This window comes from Maritimibacter sp. (assembly GCF_016774595.1).
In the GTDB taxonomy this organism is placed as follows: domain Bacteria; phylum Pseudomonadota; class Alphaproteobacteria; order Rhodobacterales; family Rhodobacteraceae; genus Maritimibacter; species Maritimibacter alkaliphilus.
The window spans coordinates 803886-823213 of sequence record NZ_JACBWT010000002.1 but is presented as its reverse complement, the minus strand read 5'-3'; the positions used below and the strand labels follow the sequence as shown (position 1 = coordinate 823213).

At 65.9% G+C, this 19328-nt stretch carries 17 protein-coding genes; 9 read left to right on the top strand and 8 right to left on the bottom strand.

The genetic code is table 11. The features are described from left to right. Positions 1-10 precede the first annotated feature (10 nt). The 9 genes from mdoH (at position 11) to HOY44_RS15305 (ending at position 9551) form a co-directional block, all read left to right on the top strand. Positions 11-1807 carry a glucans biosynthesis glucosyltransferase MdoH gene (gene mdoH, locus HOY44_RS15345; RefSeq protein WP_287435805.1) on the top strand — a complete coding sequence of 599 codons (1797 nt, stop codon included), beginning with the start codon at positions 11-13 and terminating at the stop codon, positions 1805-1807. Beyond that, on the top strand, positions 1794-2993 hold the full coding sequence (locus tag HOY44_RS15340) for an OpgC family protein (protein ID WP_287435803.1): 1200 nt from the start codon (positions 1794-1796) through the stop codon (positions 2991-2993). Before mdoH ends, HOY44_RS15340 begins: the two co-directional genes overlap by 14 nt. Positions 2994-3074: 81 nt before the next feature. After that, positions 3075-3443 (top strand): hypothetical protein, encoded by a 369-nt coding sequence (locus HOY44_RS15335; RefSeq protein WP_008330229.1) that lies wholly within the window; start codon positions 3075-3077, stop codon positions 3441-3443. A 104-nt stretch (positions 3444-3547) separates the two neighbouring features. Then, the gene (locus tag HOY44_RS15330; protein ID WP_287435800.1) at positions 3548-4567 is read left to right on the top strand and encodes a TRAP transporter substrate-binding protein; all 1020 of its coding nucleotides are present in this window, start codon (positions 3548-3550) and stop codon (positions 4565-4567) included. A gap of 53 nt (positions 4568-4620) precedes the next feature. Beyond that, positions 4621-5169, top strand: coding sequence for a TRAP transporter small permease (locus HOY44_RS15325; protein WP_287435798.1), 549 nt, complete (start codon positions 4621-4623; stop codon positions 5167-5169). Further along, positions 5166-6458: a TRAP transporter large permease gene (locus tag HOY44_RS15320; RefSeq protein ID WP_287435796.1), complete on the top strand. Its 1293-nt coding sequence runs from the start codon at positions 5166-5168 to the stop codon at positions 6456-6458. The genes HOY44_RS15325 and HOY44_RS15320 overlap by 4 nt, the downstream gene beginning before the upstream one ends. Then, positions 6458-6943 carry a MarR family winged helix-turn-helix transcriptional regulator gene (locus HOY44_RS15315; protein WP_287435794.1) on the top strand — a complete coding sequence of 162 codons (486 nt, stop codon included), beginning with the start codon at positions 6458-6460 and terminating at the stop codon, positions 6941-6943. Before HOY44_RS15320 ends, HOY44_RS15315 begins: the two co-directional genes overlap by 1 nt. After that, positions 6940-8748, top strand: a complete 1809-nt coding sequence (locus tag HOY44_RS15310; RefSeq protein ID WP_287435792.1) for an AMP-binding protein — start codon at positions 6940-6942, stop codon at positions 8746-8748. The genes HOY44_RS15315 and HOY44_RS15310 overlap by 4 nt, the downstream gene beginning before the upstream one ends. After that, entirely contained in the window at positions 8745-9551 is an 807-nt protein-coding gene (locus HOY44_RS15305) for an enoyl-CoA hydratase/isomerase family protein (RefSeq protein WP_138423456.1), read from the top strand. The genes HOY44_RS15310 and HOY44_RS15305 overlap by 4 nt, the downstream gene beginning before the upstream one ends. 123 nt (positions 9552-9674) lie before the next feature. On the opposite strand, the gene HOY44_RS15300 is transcribed toward HOY44_RS15305, so the two are convergent. Genes HOY44_RS15300 through HOY44_RS15265 form a run of 8 tightly spaced genes read right to left on the bottom strand, consistent with a single transcriptional unit; the run spans position 9675 to position 19217 of the window. Further along, positions 9675-11237, bottom strand: a complete 1563-nt coding sequence (locus HOY44_RS15300; RefSeq protein WP_138423457.1) for a flotillin family protein — start codon at positions 11235-11237, stop codon at positions 9675-9677. 13 nt (positions 11238-11250) lie between these two features. Continuing rightward, positions 11251-12726 (bottom strand): aldehyde dehydrogenase family protein, encoded by a 1476-nt coding sequence (locus HOY44_RS15295; RefSeq protein WP_287435789.1) that lies wholly within the window; start codon positions 12724-12726, stop codon positions 11251-11253. A gap of 15 nt (positions 12727-12741) precedes the next feature. Beyond that, positions 12742-13950 (bottom strand): ABC transporter ATP-binding protein, encoded by a 1209-nt coding sequence (locus tag HOY44_RS15290; RefSeq protein WP_287435787.1) that lies wholly within the window; start codon positions 13948-13950, stop codon positions 12742-12744. Further along, entirely contained in the window at positions 13943-14674 is a 732-nt protein-coding gene (locus HOY44_RS15285) for an ABC transporter ATP-binding protein (RefSeq protein WP_008330252.1), read from the bottom strand. Before HOY44_RS15285 ends, HOY44_RS15290 begins: the two co-directional genes overlap by 8 nt. After that, positions 14674-15606: a branched-chain amino acid ABC transporter permease gene (locus HOY44_RS15280; protein ID WP_287435785.1), complete on the bottom strand. Its 933-nt coding sequence runs from the start codon at positions 15604-15606 to the stop codon at positions 14674-14676. The genes HOY44_RS15285 and HOY44_RS15280 overlap by 1 nt, the downstream gene beginning before the upstream one ends. After that, positions 15603-16469: a branched-chain amino acid ABC transporter permease gene (locus HOY44_RS15275; RefSeq protein ID WP_138423460.1), complete on the bottom strand. Its 867-nt coding sequence runs from the start codon at positions 16467-16469 to the stop codon at positions 15603-15605. The genes HOY44_RS15280 and HOY44_RS15275 overlap by 4 nt, the downstream gene beginning before the upstream one ends. A 60-nt stretch (positions 16470-16529) precedes the next feature. After that, positions 16530-17729: an amino acid ABC transporter substrate-binding protein gene (locus tag HOY44_RS15270; RefSeq protein ID WP_008330255.1), complete on the bottom strand. Its 1200-nt coding sequence runs from the start codon at positions 17727-17729 to the stop codon at positions 16530-16532. 39 nt (positions 17730-17768) lie between these two features. Then, positions 17769-19217, bottom strand: a complete 1449-nt coding sequence (locus HOY44_RS15265; protein ID WP_138423461.1) for an aldehyde dehydrogenase — start codon at positions 19215-19217, stop codon at positions 17769-17771. Positions 19218-19328 lie beyond the last annotated feature (111 nt).

Here is a 19328-nt window from a genome sequence, read left to right as displayed (position 1 = left end):
ACGTTTTCCCATGACACCCCGAACCCATCTCCCGCCGGACCCGACAACGGTCCGGCTGCGCGCCATGGCCCTTGGCTTTACGGTGCTCGCGGCCGTGTCCGCGACGGTGCTGGTGACGGATGCGGCGTTGCAGGACGGGTTCCAGATTTGGGACGCGATCCGCAGCGGTTTGATCCTCGTCACGACCGGATGGCTGGCCTGGGGCGCGGCGCTGGCGCTGATGGGCTTATGGCCGCGCAAGGCGCAGGCGGCGCCCGCGCTCACCACGACGCCGCGCACCGCCGTGCTCGTCCCGATCTGCAACGAAGACCCGGTCTCCACCTTCGCACGGATCGCCGCCATGGACGGGTCGATCCGCGATGCGGCGCTCGATCTGGATATCGTGATCCTGTCCGATACCCGCTCGCAGGACGGACAGGCCGCCGAGCAGGCGGCGTTTCGCATGTTGATCGCGGAAACGCAGGGGGCGGGCCGCATCTTCTACCGCAACCGAAGCGACAACCGGGGCCGCAAGGCGGGCAACGTCGAAGATTTCATCCGGCGTTCCGGCGGGGCTTATGACTATGCCGTGACGCTGGATGCCGACAGCCTGATGTCGGGCGCGGCGCTGCGCGAGATGATCGCACGGATGGAAGCGGACCCGGGTCTTGGCCTGCTCCAGACCCTGCCGCGCATCGTGGGGGCGCAAAGTTTCTTCGGCCGCGCCATGCAATTCGCGTCCGCCTTCCACGGCCCGGTCTTCACGCGCGGGCTGGAACGGATGCAGGGCGCGACCGGGCCGTACTGGGGCCATAACGCGATTGTCCGCGTCTCGGCTTTCGCGGCCTCCTGCGGTCTGCCCGAACTGACGGGAAAGCCCCCCTTCGGCGGTCACATTCTGTCCCATGATTACGTCGAAGCCGCGCTGCTGGCCCGTGGCGGATGGAAGGTGAAGGCCGACAGCCGGATCGAAGGGTCATACGAGGAAGGCCCTGAAAACGTGCTGGCCTATGCCAAGCGCGACCGGCGCTGGTGTCAGGGCAACCTGCAACACATCCGCCTGCTCGCCGCCCCCGGTCTGGCGGGGTGGAGCCGCTACGTGTTCCTGCAAGGCATCTTCGCCTATCTCGTCTCGGTGCTCTGGGCGCTGTTTCTGATCTCGACCGTCGCGGGAACCGTGTTCGCGCCCGAGCCGGACTATTTCCCAGACCCCTATCAGCTGTTCCCGGTGTTCCCGTCCGACCGCACACGCGAAATCACCGCGCTGGTGCTTGGTATCGTCGGGCTGCTCATCATGCCGAAGGTGGCGATCCTTGTGAAATCCATCGCGACGGGCCGCGCACGTGGGTTCGGCGGTGCGGCGCGGGCGACGGGGTCGGTTCTGTTCGAGATCCTTCTGACCTCCCTCCTCGCCCCGATCATGCTCATGTTCCAGACCCGCGCGGTGCTTCAGGTCGCGACCGGGCAGGATGGCGGCTGGCCGTCGCATGCGCGCGGCGAGGGCGCACTGACGCTCGGACAGGCGCTGCGGTCGTCCGCGTGGATCGAGGTCACGGGGCTTGCCGCCCTTCTCGCCACGGCATCCTTCGCGCCGACGCTCATGCTCTGGCTCCTCCCCGTCACGCTGCCGATGATCGCGGCCCCGGTCCTGATCTCGTGGTCGTCGCAACCCGTGGGCGGGCTGCATTTCGGCGTGCCGGAAGAACGGAAGGTGCCGCGTGTCGTCGCCGACTACCGCGCCATCCACGCGCGCTGGCGGGCCGGCATCGAAGATCGGAAAGCCCCGGTGACACAGGCAGAACCGGAGGGGCGGCATGTCCCGGCCTGAGACCCAGATGCGCCGCCCGCGCGACAGCCGGATCGACTTCTTCCGTGGCCTTCTGCTGTGGATGATCTTCGTCGATCACGTGCCCGGCAATCCCTATGAGCACTGGGCGACGATCCGCAATTGGGGGTTCTCGGACGCCGCCGAAAGCTTTTTCATCATCTCCGGCATCGCCGCCGGGATCGCCTATTCGGGACGCTTCGCCACGTGGCGCGACACCGGGCTGTGGCCCGCGATCGCGCCGATGTGGAAGCGGTCCTGGGTGCTCTACCTGTCGCATATCTTCCTCACCGTGGCCGGGATCGCGATCTTCGCGTTGGGGGCCGAGGCGCTGGGGCTGGTCGAGCTTCTGACCAAGAACAACCTCAAGCAGGTGTTCCAGAACACGGCGCAGGCGATCATCGGCATAGTCACGCTGGGACATCAGATCGGCTATATGAACATTCTGCCGGCCTATTCGGTGCTGCTGCTGGCCGCGCCCTTCGCGATCCTGATCGGCCAGCGTGCGCCGCGCCTGCTGTTGATCGGCTCGGTTCTACTGTGGTTCGCCACGGGGCTGTGGCGCTGGAACCTTCCGGCCTATCCGAACGCAGGCGGCTGGTTCTTCAACCCTTTCGCGTGGCAGCTCATCTTCGTCGTCGGGTTGCTGACCGGCATCGCGTTCCGCCGGGGCGAACGGTTCGTGCCGGTGAACCGCGCGCTGTTCTGGGTCGCGGCGGGCTGGCTCGCCCTCGTGCTCGCCTGGCGCTACGTGCCGGAGTTCGGGCCTGCGATGAACCGGGGGATGGCATGGCTCGCCGGTCAGGGATTTCCGTTCCACATCACGTCCCACGACAAGACATATCTGCCGTTCCTGCGCATGACCCATGCGCTCGCGCTGGTCTACGTGGTGTCCTGCCTGCCCGTGGTCACGACACTCACCGCGCAACGCTGGGGGGAACCGCTACGGGTCATGGGCCGTCAGGGCCTACTGATCTTTTCCGCCGGCGCGCTTCTGTCCTATGTCGGCCAGACCCTGATCGCGTGGCAGCCGGACAACGCGCTGATCCCGTGGCTCTACATCCCCGCGGGCACCGTGGCGCTGGTCCTTCTCGCCTGGGCGGCCGACTGGAAACGGCGGGCGGGCAAAGCCGGGACGCGGGCGCTGACCGTCAAGGACAGCCGCGCCGACCCGCTGGCCGCCGAGTGACCGCGCGCGCCAAACCTTGATACCGCCCGCAGGCAATCCCTATCTCATAGCCCATCGAACAGAACGAAAGAGGCAGGCACGATGCGCAACGCAGCCCTGATGCTGGGGATTATCGGCGGTTTGATCGCCATGGTGGTGGGGTTTTTCAACTACGGCTACACCGAGGTCGTGCGCGCCAATGTCGAGATCGGCGAGGCCTTCGGTTTCGTTCAGAACGAGGAATTCCTGCGTATGTCCAGCTTCGTGGCCCCGCTGCTTGCCATCGCGGGCGGTGCGATGGCCAAGGTGCGCGCGCTGTGGGGCGGCATCCTGCTGATCGTCGCGGGCGGGCTCATGTATTACGCCTTCGGCTTCGGCGTCTTCACCATGTTCCCGATCGGCTTTGCGCTGGTGGGCGGGCTGCTGGCCCTCGCCGCCGGAAAACCGGACGAACCCAAGGCGCATTTCTGAACGCGCCTCGACGGGTAGCCCGCGCAATTCCTGTTGATTTTTGGAGTTTGTTTGATATCCATCATTCTTGAGATCCGAGAATCCGGACTCGTAGGGAGGATATCATGAAAAAGACTTACGTCGCGCTTGGCGCGATCCTGACCGTTATGGCCCCGGCCACCCTGACCGCGCAGGAGGTTACGCTGCGCCTGTCGCACTGGGTGCCACCCACCATCTCGCCGGCGACAAAGGGGATCAACCCTTGGGCCGAATCCGTGATGGAGGCCTCGGACGGTCGCATCCAGATCGACATCTACCCGGCCCAGCAGCTTGGCCGCGCCCCCGATCACTATGACATGGCCAAGGACGGCATCGTCGATCTGTCCTACGTCAACCCCGGCTACACCGCGGGCCGTTTCCCGATCTACGCGCTGACCGAAGTGCCGTTCATGGCCGACGACAGCGTCAAGGGCGCGATGGCGATCCACGAATGGTATGCCGCCAACGGGGCCGAGCAGGAAATGGGCGACGTCAAAGTCTGCTTCGTTCACCCGCACGCCCCCGGAGCGCTCCACACGCAGGTCGACGTGACCAGCCCCGAGGGCGTTTCGGGCAAGAACGTACGCCCGGCCCATGCCACGATGGCGCGCTTCGTGTCGCTGCTTGGCGGTGGCCCCGTGCAGGTGCCCGCCCCGGAAGTGCGTGAAGCCCTGTCGAAAGGCGCGGCCGAGGCCGTGACCTTCCCGTGGGGGTCGATGTACGACTTCAACTTGACCGAAGAAGTGCCCGTGCACCTCGACATGCCGTTCTACCTGTCGGCGCAGGTTCTGATCATGAACCTCGACAGCTACAATTCGCTGTCGGACGAGAACAAGGCCGTGATCGACGACCATTGCACCCCGGAATGGTCGGGCAAGGTCGCGCAGGGCTGGTACGACGACGACATGGCCGCCAAGGAAAAGCTGATGGCGGACGAAAACCAGACCTTCAACACGCCGACCGAGGAAGAGGTGGCCGCATGGCGTGAAGCCGCCGCGCCGCTCATCGACGAGTGGAAGGCCGCCGTGGCCGACCGTGGCCATGACGCCGACGCGATCCTCGAAGCCTACAAGGCCAAGCTGGTCGAAATGGGCGCCGACTACTAAGGCGAAACCGGGCGCGCGGGGTATCCTCGCGCGCCCGAACCTTGCAGGTCATCATGCAGACAGATTCCACCAGCGCCGCCCGCGGCCTCAGTCGGGCCATCCTGTTCATAGAGCGGATCGCGGGGGCCCTGCTCGGCCTCGTCACGATCCTGATCGTCGCCTCGGCCATCGGTCGCTACGGCTTCGCGCGCCCCCTGCCCGACGCCTTCGACGTGTCGCGTCTGCTTCTGGGTGTCGCGATCGGCTGGGGGATGGCGAGCCTTGGCTTTCACGGCACGCATATCAAGGTCGATCTGCTTGCCCAGGCGGTCGGGCGCAGCACGCGCCGCTGGATCAACGGCTTCGCATGGGCCGTGCTGGCCGCCTTTACCGCGCTTCTGTGCTGGAAGATCTGGGGCCGCGTGATGTCGGCCATGAATGGCGGCGACGCGACGATGGACCTGCGCCTGCCGCACTGGCCCTTCTTCCTCGCCATCTGGGTCGGCCTCATGGCCGCATTGTTCACCACGCTAGTCCGGCTCTGGCTGATCGGTCGCCAAGGCACGGACCTTGGGGAATTCGACGGGATCGACGAGCAGCTTCTCGAGGATCAGAAACCATGAGCAACGAATTGATCGCAGGCGGCGGTTTCGTCGTCCTCTTCGCCCTCATGGCGCTGCGTGTTCCCATCGGGATCGCGATGGGGATCGTCGGCATCGGCGGCTTCGCCGTCGTGATCGACATGAAGCCCGCGCTGAACCTGCTGGCGCAATCCCCGATTTCGACCATCACCGATTTCAACCTGACGCTCATCCCGTTCTTCGTTCTGATGGGCGTGCTCGCCACCAATTCCGGTATGTCGTCGGAGCTCTTCCGTGCGGGCCGCGCATGGCTGGGCGGGTTTCGCGGCGGGCTCGGCCTCGCCTCGGTCGGGGCCTGCGGCGGTTTCGCCGCGATCTGCGGCTCGTCCGTCGCCACCGCCGCCACCATGACCAAGATCGCCTATCCCGAGATGAAACGCGCAGGCTATGGCGACGAGGCGGCGACGGGCATCATCGCCGCGGGCGGCACGCTGGGCATCCTGATCCCGCCGTCCGTGGTGCTGGCGATCTACGGCTTCATCACCGAGACCGACATCGGCACGTTGTTCATCGCCGGGATTGTGCCGGGCCTCTTGGCCGTTCTCATGTACATGCTCACCGTGCGGTTCTGGTATGGTCGCACCCTGCCCGCCGCCGAACCGTTCACGATTGCCGAGGCGATGGCGTCACTCCGCGGTGTCTGGGCCGTGGGCCTTTTGTTCATTGCCGTGATCCTGTCGATCTATTTCGGCATCGTCACCGCGACCGAGGCCGCCGCTGCGGGGGCACTCCTGACCGCGATCATCGGTTTCGTGCGCCGCCGGCTGACCTGGGCCACTCTTCTCGACAGTCTGGTCGAGGCGCTGCGCACCTCGGTCGCGATCTACGTGGTCCTGATCGGGGCGACGCTTTTCGGCTACTTCCTTGCCATCACCCGCGTCCCGCAGGAGTTCACCCAGTTCCTCGTCGACATCGGCGGCGGGCGCTACGGCACCCTGTTCCTGATCCTGCTCCTGTTCCTCGTGATGGGCTGTTTTCTGGACGCGATGGCGATGATTATCCTGATGGTCCCCATCGTCTTCCCTGTCATCACCCAGCTTGGCTTCGATCCGGTCTGGTTCGGCGTGATCGTGGTGATGACGGTGGAACTGGGGCTGATTACGCCGCCCGTGGGAATGAACGTCTACGTCATCAATTCCATCGCCAGCCGGGTGAGCCTGCCAACGATCTTCAAGGGCGTCCTGCCCTTCGTCACAGTCGACGTCCTGCGCCTTTTGTTGCTCATCGCCTTTCCGGCGCTGGTGCTGTTCCTGCCGGGGAGCATGAACTGATGCCCGAGACGCTGATGCGAGACGTGGCCGAGCTGACCGTGCCGGGGATGCTGCAAAACTCGGTGTCCTACCAGATCCGTCTGCTCCAGATCGCATCCTACAAAAGCTTCGAACAGCAGATGTCGAGCCACGGGTCGGCCCCGCGCTACTTCGGGCTGCTCAAGATCGTCGAGGCGAACCCCGGCATCCCCCAGACGCGGCTGGCCGAGGCGATTTATCTGGACCGCTCGTCGCTGGTCCCGATCCTTGAAACGCTGACCCGCGAAGGCTGGGTGGAGCGCAAGAAGGCGACGACCGACAAACGCGTGCGCCGGGTGTTCCTGACGAAGGCCGGGGCCGAGAACCTCGCCCGGCTGGAGGACGAGGTGACGGCGCACGAGACGATGGTCACCGCAGATCTGACGCCCGCGGAAAAGGCGACTCTCCTCGACCTGCTTGCGCGCGTCGACAAGACCCTGAGGGCAAATTTCGGAGGTGCGTCATGATCGCGACGCTGGACGACATCAAGGCGCTCGAGGCGCGCGGGTTCGACGCGGTCTATCCCCTGCGCACGCCGTGGGACATGATCCGCGCGCAGGCCGAGGAACGGCCCGACGCCGTCGCGATCCGCTATGTGAACGACGCCTCGGACCCGGCGCGCGATACCGCCCTGACCTACCGCGAATTCGCGGATCGGATCATGGCGGCGGCGCGGGTGTTTCGCGGGCTGGGCGTCACGCCGGATCGGTCGGTCGCGATCCTGACGCAGCACAGCATCAGCGGTCAGATCGCGCTCTGGGGCGCGCAGATCGCGGGGCGCGCCGGCCCGATCAATCCGATGCTGAAACCGGATCACGTCGCCGCCCTGATCCGCGCTGCAAACGCCGCCTGCGTGGTGGTCATGGGCGTGAACGACGAGCTTGAATACTGGTCCACGCTCGTCCCCGCTCTGCGTGCCGAAGGGATCGACCTGCCGATCCTCGCCTGCGATGCGGACGCCCCCTCGCCCGGCGCGGACGGGGTGTTCGAAAACCTGATCGCGGAACCCGGCGAGCCGATCGAGGTTCACGGGGACGAGCGTAGCCTTGCCGCCTATTACCACACCGGCGGCACGACTGGCGCGCCGAAGATGGTGCAGCACCTCAGGTTGAACGAGGCGCATGTCGCCCGCTCCTGCGTGCTGATGCACGATCTGGGCCCCGATGACGTGGTGGTGAACGGCTATCCGCTGTTCCACGTCGCCGGAGCGTTCGTCTACGGCCTGTCCACGCTGTCGGCGGGCGGAACGTTGATCGTTCCGGGCCGCCTGGGGATGCGCAACACCGCGTTCATGGGCCGGATCTGGCAGCAGGTCGAACGCTACCGCATCACCGTTCTGGGGCTGGTTCCGACGCTGCTGGGCGCGGTCAAAGGGCAGCCGGTGGACGCTGACATTTCGTCCCTGCGCTGGTTCCTTGCAGGTGGATCGCCCCTGCCCACGGAACTCGCGGATGCGGCCGAGGCGACGCTGGGCGTGCCGGTGCGCAATATCCTTGGCATGACCGAAAGCGCGGGCGCCATCGCGGTCGAGCCCGTGCACGGCCCCCGCACACCGCAATCCTGCGGTCTGCGCCTGCCCTTCTCCGAGGTTGCGATCTTTGGTGAAACCGATGGCGAGGCGGACCCGGACAAGATCCTCCCACCCGGCGAGACCGGGATCATCGCCGTGCGCGGCCCGAACGTGGCGGATGGGTATTCCGAGAAAAGCCGGAACGCCGGCACGTTTCTGGACGGCGGCTGGCTGGTGTCCGGCGACCTCGGGACACTCGACGCCGAAGGGCGGCTTTTCATCACGGGCCGCAAGAAGGACGTTATCATCCGGGGCGCGCACAACATCGACCCGCAGATGATCGAAGACGCGCTTCTGGCCCACCCGAAGGTCGAAGCCGCCGCCGCCGTCGGGATGCCGGATTCCTACGCGGGCGAGTTGCCCGTCGCCTTCGTCATGACCCGTGGCGGCTGGACCCCCGGCGAGGGCGAGTTGATTGCCTTCCTGAAAGATCGGATCGAAGACCCGGTGGCGCTGCCCAAACGGATCGGCACGGTGGATGCCATGCCGCTGACCCCGGTCGGCAAGATCTTCAAGCCCACGCTCCGCGCCGAGGCGATCCGCTGGGCCATCGCCAGCGCGGGCGAGAAGCTGGGCCTGACCCCTGAGATCGAGGTGGGCGACAAGCTGGACACCCGCGTCACCGTCCCCGCCGCGCGGCTGGACGATATGCGCGCCGCGCTTGAAGGGATGCCGATCAGTTTCACGGTCACCGGCGCATGAGCGTTCTGACCTGTGAGATCGAAAACGGGGTCGCCGTCGCCACGCTGAACCGGCCTGAGCGGCACAACGCCCTGTCGCCCGAGTTGATCTGCCGGCTGGCCGACCTGTTCGATGCACTGGCGAAAGACGATGCCGTTCGCGTGGTCGTTCTGACCGGAGCGGGCGACAAGACTTTCTGCTCCGGTGGCGACCTCGAGCTGTCGTTGCCCTTGCTGTCGGGGGCGCGTGCGCCCGAAACCGAATGGGACGACCGGATCATCGCCGACCGTTCGCTCGTGTTCCGGGCGAGTCTGAAGGGCGAGACGTTTCCCAAACCCGTCATCGCGGCGATCAACGGGCATTGTCTGGCGGGCGGCTTCGAATTGATGCTCGGCACCGACATTCGCATCGCCGCCGACCACGCGGTGTTCGGTCTGCCCGAAGCCAAGCACGCGCTTATTCCCTTTGCCGGGGCGCTCGCCCGGTTCACGCGGCAATTGCCGCAACCGCTGGCGATGGAGATGCTCCTGACCGGCGACACGGTGCCGGTCGCGAAAATGGCGGCGTTCGGGCTGGTGAACCGGGTCGTTACCGTCGCCGAGGTGCTGCCCGCCGCGTTGGACATCGCGCACCGGATCGCCGCGAACGGCCCGGTCGCGGTCGAAGCGATCAAGCAGGTGGTGACGGAAGCCATCGGAAGGCCCTTGGCGGAGGGCTACACGTTGGAAACCCGCGCGATGGATCGCGTGATGGCCACCGAAGACGCCCGCGAAGGGCCGCGTGCTTTCATGGAACGGCGCAAGCCCGTCTATCAGGGGCGTTAGGGCGACGTCTCGGCGTGGACAAGGCGGCTTTGCTCGTCCGCCAGTTGCACTGCGCCCTCAAGACATGGATGTAGCTATGAAGCGGGGGAGCAGGCTTTCGCAGCCCACTCCCCCGACCCTTTCCTAGTTCCCCTTGCCGGTGTCGTCCTTGCTGGCGACATGGCCGCCGATCACCTCGCCCAGCCGGTTCATCGCCGGGGCCGACACCGCGAGGTCGAGGATGGAATCCACGATCTGCGAGACGGGCGAGCCGGGTTCGGTGCGCTCGCCGCCACCCTGCCCGCGCGCGCCAAGGCCGTTGACGTTGTGGATGGTGATGCTGTCGATCTTTTCGGCGGGCTTCACCATCTGGCTCACGATGCCCGGCATGGCGTCGAGGCGCATCTTCTCCATCTCCAGCGCGGCGAGCGCGTCGGAGCGGGCGTTCTGGGCTTTGATCCGCGCGGCTTCGGCTTCGACTTCGGCGAGTTTCAGAAGCTTCATCGCTTCGGCTTCCTCGCGCTTGGCCTCGGTCCGGTCCTTGGCGGTGGCCTTGTCGCTTTCCGCCGCGATGCGGGCGCGGGTCGCAGCCGTCTCGGCGTCCTGCTGGGCCGCCAGAAGCGCGACGGCCTTGCGCCGCTCGGCCTCGGCCATCTGTCGCGCGGTCTGAATCGCTTCTTCGGCCTTCACCGCCTCGGCGCGGGCCGTATCGGCCTCGGCACGGGCGCGGCTTTCCTCCTGCGACTTGGCGGAGATCTGGATCTGCCGCTCTTGTTCGGCGATCTGAAGCGCACGCTCCTGGGCGATCTCGGCCTCGCGGATCGCCAGTTCCCGCGCGATGTCCGCGGACTGGATTTCCTGCTCCATCCGAATGCGCGCGTGGGCGGCCGAGCGTTCGGCATCGGCCTTGCGGCTCGCCACCTCGGCCAGTTGCGCGGCCATCAGGGTTTCGACCTCCTGCGCCTGCGCGATTTCAGCCCGGCGTTCTTCCAGGTCGATCTCGAGCTTCCGGCGCGAAGCTTCCATCGCGGTGCGCCGCACTTCGACCTCGCTGTCGCCCTCGATCTGGGCGCGTTCGCGTTTCGACTTGGCGATCACCTCTGCCAGCTTGCGCATCCCGACCGCGTTGAAGGCGTTGGTTTCGTCCAGCGTGTTGAACGGCGTCTGGTCGAAATCCGTCAGCGACACGCTGTCGAGTTGCAACCCGTAGCGCCCGAGCGTTTCGCCCAGAATATCGCGCACCTCGCGCACGAACTCGGCGCGGTTTTCATGCAGCTCGTCCATCGTCATCTGCGCCGCGACCGTGCGCAGCGCGTCGATCATCATGCCGTCGATCAGCGCCTTCAACTCGTCGGGCTGGAACGTGCGCCGCCCAAGGGTCTGCGCCGCGCGCGCGATGGCTTCGGGTTCGGGCACGACCGAGGCATAGAACTCGGCCCCCACATCGACCCGCATCCGATCCTTGGTGATAAGCGCGGAGTTGCCGCGCCGCACCACATCCATGCGGATCGTCTGCATGTTCACGCGGTTGATTTCGTGAAAATACGGGATCGCCAGCGTGCCGCCGTCGATGACGACCTTGCGCCCCCCGACCCCGGTTTTCACAAGGCTGATCTCGTTCGTCGCCCGTTCATAGAACCACGCGGCCAGCGCGATCAGAATGGCGGCGACGATGACGAGGAGGATGATCCATCCAATCGCAGTCATGGCGTATCCTTTCTCAGAAGACCGGCGGGAAATGACGCCCGCCGCGGTCGAGGGTGATCCAGCGCAACTCGGTGAACGCGTCGAGCGACCAGCGCCCGCCGTAGCGACCAACGCCCGAAGCCTTGGTGCCGCCGAAGGGCACATGCGGCTCGTCGTTGATGTTCTGGCAGTTCACGTGACAGATGCCGGTTTCGATATGCTCGGCCATGCGCAGGGCCTTGGCCTCGTCCCGCGTCATGATCGCCGCCGTCAGCCCGTATTCGGTGTCGTTGTTCAGCGCGATCGCCTCGGCTTCCGTACGGAAGGGGGCGACGATGACGACGGGGCCGAAGGTTTCGTCATGCCAGATGTCCATGTCGGTGTTGACGTTGGTCAGCACCGTGGGTTCGACGAAGTTGTCCCACGCATTGCCGCCCAGTTCGACGGTCGCGCCCTTGGCCACGGCATCGTCGATCAGGGCTTTCACCCGCAGCGCCTGCCGCGTGTTCACCAGCGGGCCGATCACGTTGTCTTTGTCCTTGGTGTGTCCCGTCTTCAGCTTGGCGGCACGGGCGAGGAATTGGCGCATGAAGTCGTCGTAGACCCCCTCCTGCACCAGAATTTTCTCGGTCGACATGCAGACCTGACCCTGATGCATGAACGAGCCGAAATTGGCGGCCTTGGCGGCGTGGTCGAGGTCGGCGTCGTCCATGATAATCATGGAATCCTTGCCGCCCAGTTCGACGCAGGCCTTTTTCAGATGCGCCCCGCATTTGGCCGCGATGTGGCGGCCCACCGCGGTCGAGCCGGTGAAGGACACGGCTTTCACGATCGGGTTCTCGATCATCTCGTCGCCCACGGCGCCCACGCTGTCGCGGCTACAGGTGACGACGTTGAACACCCCCGGCGGGATGCCCGCTTCGTCAAGGATCTCAGCGAAATACAATCCACCGGCGTATGGCGTATCCTCGGACGGTTTCAGGACCACGGTGTTGCCCACCGCCAGCGCGGCGGCGAAGCCACGGGCGGTCAGGATGCCGGGCATGTTCCACGGGGAAATGACGCTGACGACGCCGAGCGGGAAGCGGGTGGCCATCATGAACTTGTGATGCTCGGACGGGAGCACCTCGCCAATATTCTGGTAGCACAGTGCCGATGCCGAGCGGAAAACTTCGGCCACGTATCCCGCTTCGAACACGCCCTTGCCGAACCAGCCGCCGCCCTCTTGCACCGCGGCGTTGATGAAGTCGCCCTGACGCTTGTCCCAGACCTCGGCGATCTTGAGCAGGTAGTGCGCGCGTTCGTGGAAGGCGAGGCCGGACCACGCCGGGAACGCCGCCTTGGCCGCCGCGATGGCGCGCCGCGTATCCTCGGGCGAGCCGTCGGGGATGCGGGCGTAAAGCGAATTGTCGGACGGGTTCAGGTCGTCGAAGGTGCGGGACGCGGGCGTCCACTGGCCGTCGATATACATGCCCTTGATGTTGGGCGCGGTGTTGGGACTGTCGAGCATGATGCCTCCTCTCCCTTAGGGTTTGCCGCGGGTGCGGGTGCGCGAACGGTCGCGGGCCCGTTGGGCGGCGGTTTCGATTTCGGTGAGCACTTCGCGAAGCCGGTCGCTGTGATGGCCGAGGTCCGGCATGGGCCGGGTCGGTTGGCTTGCGCTGGCGGGTTTCGGAGGCTCCGGCATCGGTGCGGGGCGCGGCGGAAGCGCGGTCGCGCCGCCCTTTCGCGACGACTGGCGCGCCGCCTTGGCGACGATGCTGGCCGTGTCGATGCCTGTGGGCGTGGGCGTCGCGGCGGGCGCGGGCCGTGGCGCGGGTCTGGCGACCGGCGGGGCCGGTGGCGGTGCCGGGCGCGGGGCGGGTTCCGGCGCGGGCGCGGGCTTGGCGGGCCGCGCCGGGGCCAGACCACTCATCGCCTGAGCCGCGATGTCCGAGGGCGACGGGCCTTTCGCGGGGCGCGGTGCGCTTGGCGCAGGCATGGCGTTGGCCTGGGGCTTGGCCTTGCCCGCCCCGCCCTTGGCCGCCGCACCGCCCAGATAGGCCTTTTGCACCGCCGGATCTTTGGCAAGGCTCGCCGCCGCGTCCTCATGAATAATCTCGGTGTTTTCGAGCAGGTATCCCCGATCCGCGATGGCGAGGGATGCCTTGGCGTTCTGCTCGACGAGCAAAATCCCGATCCCCGTGTCACGCACTGCCCGAAGGCTCTGGAACAGTTCCTTCGACAAGAGCGGCGACAGGCCGAGCGAGGGTTCGTCCAGTGTCAGAATAGCCGGGTTCGACATCATCGCGCGGCCGATGGCGACCATTTGCTGCTCGCCGCCCGACATGGTGCGCGCGACCTGTCTGCGCCGCTCCAGAAGCTTGGGAAACAGCGCATAGACCCGGTCGAGGTTCGTGCGCTCGGCATCCTTGGCCCGTTCGGAATAGGCTCCGAGCGTGAGGTTTTCTTCGACCGTCAGATCGCCGAAAATGCCGCGCCCTTCCGGCACCAGTGCGATACCCTCTTCGACGATCCGGTCGGGCTTCATACCGACGAGTTCGTGGCCGTTCATGCGGACCGATCCCGTGACCTTGCCCTCGCAGATACCGCTGATCGCCTTCAAAAGCGTCGATTTCCCCGCGCCGTTCGCGCCGAGGATCACGACGATCTCGCCCTTGCCGACGCGCACGGATGCCTTGTTCAGCGCCGGGTGCTGGCCGTAGGCGGCGGAAAGTCCCTTCACCTCAAGCATCGTCGTCCCCCAGATAGGCGCGGATGACTTCGGGGTCCGACAGCACGTCGTCCGTCGTCCCTTCCGCGATTTTCTTGCCCGAGGACATGACCACGCAGTTGTCGCAGAGCGAGCGGATCGCATCCATGACGTGTTCGACAAGGATGATCGTGCGCCCCTCGTCGCGCAGCCGGTGGATCAGGTCGATGCCTTCGGTGAGTTCGGTCGGGTTCAGCCCCGCGAGCCATTCGTCGAGGAGCAGCACCTCGGGCTCGCCCGACAGCGCGCGGGCCAGTTCGACCCGTTTGGTGTCGATATAGGTGAGCTGACCCACGTGGGCTTTGGCCTTGTCCGCCATGCCGATCTTTTCGAGCACCTGCATCGCGTGACGCTCCGCCGATTGGCCCCAGCGGCGGCGGTGGCCGAAGACGCCGCCCGCCATGACGTTTTCGAGCACGTTCATCGACGGCAGGAGCCGCACGAGTTGGAACGTCCGCGACACGCCCTTGCGCGCGATCTGACGGGCGGGCAGCCCGGTGATGGTGCCGCCACGCAAGCTGATCTCGCCATCCGTCGCGGGCAGCGCGCCGGAGATGAGGTTGAGCGTGGTGGACTTGCCCGACCCGTTCGGGCCGATCAGCCCCAGCACCTCATGCTCGCGCACGTCGAAGCTGACGTTGTCGACCGCGACCAGCCCGCCGAATTGCTTGGTCGCGCCTCTGAGCGATATGACCGTATTCGCCATCATGCCATCGCACTCCGCTTTTTCGCGCGGCCCCTGAGCCGGTCGTAGAGGCCGACGAAACCGCCAGGCAGCAGATAGACGATGGCGAGGAAGCTGAGGCCCAGAAGCAGCGTCGTCTGGTTCGGGAAAGAGGACGAGATCGCCTCCCACAACAGCGTGAAGGGGATGACGCCGACGAGCGGACCCCAGAGCCGCCCGGTGCCGCCCAGAAGCGCCATGATGACGACTTGGAACGAGAGCATAGGCGTAAAGGCGGTGGCGGGTTCGATGTAGATATAGCGCGGCGCGATCATGGCGCCGACGATGGCCGCCGTGGCCCCGGAGACGACGAAGAGCGCGATTTTCGAGAGCGCCGTGTTGATCCCCACATGCCGCGCCACATCTTCGTCATCCCCGATAATGCGCAGCGCGAAGCCGAGCTTTGAGCGGCCGATGGCCCAGCCGAGCAGGAACACGAGCGCGGCGAGGCCCAGAAGCTGCCAGTAGATGTCGGGATCGGTGAGTTCGGTCAGGACATATGTGCCCTTGTGTCCGGTCTGGTTCTGATACCACGTCACCGCCTGGCGCGTCATTTCGGCCAGCCCCAGCGTGAAGATCACGAAGTAGACACCGGACAGGCGTAGGGTGGCGAGGCCGACGAGCGCGGCGATCACGCCGCCGATCAGCCCGGCGATGGGCAGGAGCAGCCAATAGTTAATGTATTCGATCCCCGAGCCCATGACATAGGTGCCGATCCCGAAGAACGCGGCGGTGGCGAGCGAGATGTAGTGGGTCGGGCCCGAGAACAGCGCCCAGCTTGTCGCCAGCACCGTATACATCGCGATCGAGACGCCGAGCGAGATGAGGTAGCCGTCGTTCGTGAGCGGCAGGAGCGCGGCGACGATCAGAAGCGCGGCACCCCAGCCGAGGTTTTTCCAATCCTGCGTCTTCATGTCGGTTTCCTTCCGAAGAAGCCCTGCGGGCGGAACAGCAGGATCAGGATGAAGAGCGCATAGGCCGCGACGAGCGTCAGGCCGGGGTCGATGACGGAGGCGACGAAGGTTTCGCCCACGCCCAGCACGAGCGCGGCAAGGATCGTGCCGCGCACGTCGCCCACCCCGCCCATGATGACGATGATGAGCGCCTTCATGGTGAACATCACGCCGGTCGAGGCATCGAGCGTCAGGAAGGTCGAGATCACGGCTCCCCCCACGGCGGTCACCGCGCCGCCCAGCGCAAAGGCGCGGGCCGACAGCTTGGGCACGTCGATGCCCACTAGCCGCGCGTTCTCGGGCGACACAGCGACGGCGCGAATGGCCATCCCGGCGCGCGAGACGTTGAGCCAGAGAAACAGGGCCGCACACAGGATCGCGGCACAGACGAAGGCCACCACGCGGTTCAAGCCGTAGTTGTCACCGAACACGGTGATGGGCCGCGCCAGATAGGAATAGCTGAAATAGTCGCCCCCGAAGGCCCAGATCATGATGCCGACCATCACGAAGGACAGACCGAAGGTGGTGAGGATCGCATCGACCTCCAGCATCCCGCGGTTCTTGGCGCGTTTCACCAATGGGCGCAGCATGATGCGATAGATCAGCCAATTCAGCACATATGCCAGCGGCGCGACCAGAAAGATGGTCAAGAGCGGGCTGACCTGACCCACGGTGAACAGAGTGAAGGCGGCGAAGGCGCCGATCACGAGCATCTCGCCATTGGCGAGGTTCATGATGCGCGACACACCGTATTGCAGGTTCAGCCCCAGCGCGATGAGCGCATAGGTGCCGCCGAGGATGAGACCCGTGATGAGGATGTCCATGACGTCTCCGAATAGAGTGGCGGGACCGGCACGCGCCGGACCCGCCAATGTCGTGAGTGGTTATTCCCAGCCGGTCTTGAGGATCGGCTCGACGGCGCCATCGCGGCCCGTTTCCTTGATCCCCTTGAACTCGCCGCCCTGCCACTGACCGACGGTCCAGTAGGCGGTGTTGGAGTTCTGATCGTCGAAGTCGATGGTGCCCATCACGGTCTCGAACGCGTTGTCCTTGATGAACTGTGTCACCTCGGCCATGTCGAGCGTGCCGGTGGTTTCGATCGCTTCTTCGAGAATCTGGAGCGAGGCATACATCATGCCCGACGCCCAGTAGTCCGGCTTGGCCCCGGTCGCGGCCTCGTGACGCGCGGCATAGTCCATGAACTCCGGCGAAGCGGTGTTGACGCCACCGATCCCCATGACCCCCTCGGCCGCGGCGCCGAAGCGTCCGGCGAATGCGGGGAAAGCGGTTGCGACGGCGGTGTAGAACGCCTTGACGTCAAGCTCTTCGATCATCGCCTGTTCCGTCAGCCCGAAGGTGTCGGGCGGATAGGACCATGCGACGAAGGCATCCGGGTCCGCGCCCTTGACCGCCTTCATGATCGGCGACAGATCCTGCGTGCCCAGCGGATACGAGGTCTCATAGACCAGTTCGAACCCCGCAGCCTCGACCGCCGGCTTGGCGACCGCCATCAGCTCGATCCCGAAGGCGTCGGCCACGTTGACCATCGCCACGCGGTTGCCGATCTCGCCGGCTTCGCGCAGATCGGACAGCACTTCGACCGCGTCCTCGGCGAGGTCGGTGGAGCGACCGAGCAGGAAGAACATGTCGTTGAACTGGCCCGACAGCTCACCGATCTGGTCGGTCGCCGCCGACGAGGTGATCTGCGGGAAGCCCAGACGGTCGAAGATCGGCGCAGCGGCGATGTTCAGGCCGGTGGAATAGGGCGCGAGGATGATGTCGGCATTGTCCTGCGTCGCGAGACGCTGCACCGCCTTGATCGTTTCGGCCGGGTTGGTCTGGTCGTCATATTCGATGACTTCCAGCATGCGCTGTTCGCCACCCACGTTCAGGCCGCCGCGCGCGTTCACCTCGTCGACCCAGAGCTTGATGTTCGGCCAATGGGTCACGGCGGCACCCCCGGCCAGCGGACCGGTTTTGGGCGCGACCGCGCCCACGATGATGTTGTCCTGTGCGAATGCGGCACCGGCCATCAGCGTCGCGGCCAGCGTCGTCGTCACCTTGAAGAAAGTTCTCCGTTTCATGTGTCTCCTCCCTGAGTTCGCGCATCCCGCGCGTTTTGATTACGTCCAGAACGGGTAATCGGATCTTGGCTCCTGGACGGTGATCCACCGGAGCTCGGTGAATTCCTGAATGGCCGTGGTCCCGCCGAAGCGGCCATAGCCGGATGTCTTGACGCCGCCGTATGGTTTGGACGGGTCGTCGTAGACCGTGGGCCCGTTGATATGGCAGACCCCGGTTTCAAGCCGCCGCGCGATGGCGCGTCCGCGCGCCTCGTCGGCGGTGAAGACCGAAGCGACGAGGCCATATTGCGTGTCGTTCGCGACCGAGACCGCTTCGGCTTCGTCCTCGACCCGGACGATCGCGGCGATGGGTCCGAAGCTTTCTTCGGAATAGATCTGCATCTCGGGCGTCACCCGGTCGAGCAGGGTGGGCTGCACATAGGCACCCGACACCTCGCCCCCGACGACAAGCGTGGCACCACGCGCCAGCGCATCGTCGATCAGCCGACCAACCCGACGCGCCGCATCCGCGCTGATGAGATCGCCCACCTTGGCCCCGTTGCGCCGCGCGAGCAGGTCGGCACATTGCGCCTCCATCGCAGCAAGGAAGCGGTCGGCCACCTCGTCCACCACCACGACCCGCTCGGTCGTCATGCAGATCTGGCCCTGGTTGAAATAGGCGCCGTAGGTCGCCGCCAGCGCCGCCGCCTCGATATCGGCATCTTCCAGCACGATGAGTGAGGCTTTGCCGGACAGTTCGAGCAGGCAGGGCTTGAGGTAGCGCGCCCCGATCTCGGCCACCCGGCGACCGACCCGTGAGGAGCCGGTGAAGTTGATGCGCCGCACCGCCGGATGCGCGGCAAGCGCATCGACCACGGTTTCCGCCATTTCCGGCGCGTGGATCACCGAGGTCAGCGCCCCTTCGGGCAACCCGGCCTCGCACAGCACATCGACGATCCGCGAATGCAGCATGGGGCAAAGCTCGCTGCCCTTGAACACCACCGTATTGCCGCAGGCGAGCGGCCAGACGATCGCCCGCACCGCCAGCGTCACCGGCGCGTTCCACGGGGCGATGGCCAGCACGACGCCCACCGGCTCGCGGATCGTGGTGGACCGCACGCCATCCCGCTCCGACACCTCTTCGAACCCGGTCACGAGGTCGGGGATCGCCATCGCCTCGTTGAACACATCCGCCGCGATCGCGACGTTGAAGCGGATCCAGTCGGGGGTGGAACCCAGCTCTTCCCGCGCGATTTCGACGAATTCCTCGGTATGGGCGATCAGCGCATCCCTCGCGCGGCCCATGAGCGCGCGCTTTTCGTCGTTCGGCATCGCGTGCCAGATCGGAAAGGCGGCGGCGGCGGCGTTCGCGGCGTCCTGCGCATCGCGCGGCCCGGCGGCCACGGCGCGCGTGACCGGGTTGCCGCTGACCGGCGACAGCCGCTCGAAAACGGCGCCGTCACGTGCGTCGACACCCGCGCTGCGGATATGAAGCTTGGCTTCGAACATATTCCTCCCTGGGTCCGGCAGCGTTCCCCGCCGTGACCGTGACGGACAGCATGACCGAGCTTTCGGAGAAAAATAATGCTGAAAAATGGGCATGAATTATCAAAAAATGGG

What these genes read in the sequence shown, in the direction of transcription:
- HOY44_RS15340 (WP_287435803.1), top strand. Translation starts at nt 1,794, where the DNA reads ATGTCCCGGCCTGAGACCCAGATGCGCCGCCCGCGCGACAGCCGGATC.
- HOY44_RS15285 (WP_008330252.1), bottom strand. Translation starts at nt 14,674, where the DNA reads ATGGCGAATACGGTCATATCGCTCAGAGGCGCGACCAAGCAATTCGGC.
- mdoH (WP_287435805.1), top strand. Translation starts at nt 11, where the DNA reads ATGACACCCCGAACCCATCTCCCGCCGGACCCGACAACGGTCCGGCTG.
- HOY44_RS15270 (WP_008330255.1), bottom strand. Translation starts at nt 17,729, where the DNA reads ATGAAACGGAGAACTTTCTTCAAGGTGACGACGACGCTGGCCGCGACG.
- HOY44_RS15310 (WP_287435792.1), top strand. Translation starts at nt 6,940, where the DNA reads ATGATCGCGACGCTGGACGACATCAAGGCGCTCGAGGCGCGCGGGTTC.
- HOY44_RS15275 (WP_138423460.1), bottom strand. Translation starts at nt 16,469, where the DNA reads ATGGACATCCTCATCACGGGTCTCATCCTCGGCGGCACCTATGCGCTC.
- HOY44_RS15325 (WP_287435798.1), top strand. Translation starts at nt 4,621, where the DNA reads ATGCAGACAGATTCCACCAGCGCCGCCCGCGGCCTCAGTCGGGCCATC.
- HOY44_RS15315 (WP_287435794.1), top strand. Translation starts at nt 6,458, where the DNA reads ATGCCCGAGACGCTGATGCGAGACGTGGCCGAGCTGACCGTGCCGGGG.
- HOY44_RS15290 (WP_287435787.1), bottom strand. Translation starts at nt 13,950, where the DNA reads ATGCTTGAGGTGAAGGGACTTTCCGCCGCCTACGGCCAGCACCCGGCG.
- HOY44_RS15320 (WP_287435796.1), top strand. Translation starts at nt 5,166, where the DNA reads ATGAGCAACGAATTGATCGCAGGCGGCGGTTTCGTCGTCCTCTTCGCC.
- HOY44_RS15300 (WP_138423457.1), bottom strand. Translation starts at nt 11,237, where the DNA reads ATGACTGCGATTGGATGGATCATCCTCCTCGTCATCGTCGCCGCCATT.
- HOY44_RS15335 (WP_008330229.1), top strand. Translation starts at nt 3,075, where the DNA reads ATGCGCAACGCAGCCCTGATGCTGGGGATTATCGGCGGTTTGATCGCC.
- HOY44_RS15280 (WP_287435785.1), bottom strand. Translation starts at nt 15,606, where the DNA reads ATGAAGACGCAGGATTGGAAAAACCTCGGCTGGGGTGCCGCGCTTCTG.
- HOY44_RS15305 (WP_138423456.1), top strand. Translation starts at nt 8,745, where the DNA reads ATGAGCGTTCTGACCTGTGAGATCGAAAACGGGGTCGCCGTCGCCACG.
- HOY44_RS15330 (WP_287435800.1), top strand. Translation starts at nt 3,548, where the DNA reads ATGAAAAAGACTTACGTCGCGCTTGGCGCGATCCTGACCGTTATGGCC.
- HOY44_RS15265 (WP_138423461.1), bottom strand. Translation starts at nt 19,217, where the DNA reads ATGTTCGAAGCCAAGCTTCATATCCGCAGCGCGGGTGTCGACGCACGT.
- HOY44_RS15295 (WP_287435789.1), bottom strand. Translation starts at nt 12,726, where the DNA reads ATGCTCGACAGTCCCAACACCGCGCCCAACATCAAGGGCATGTATATC.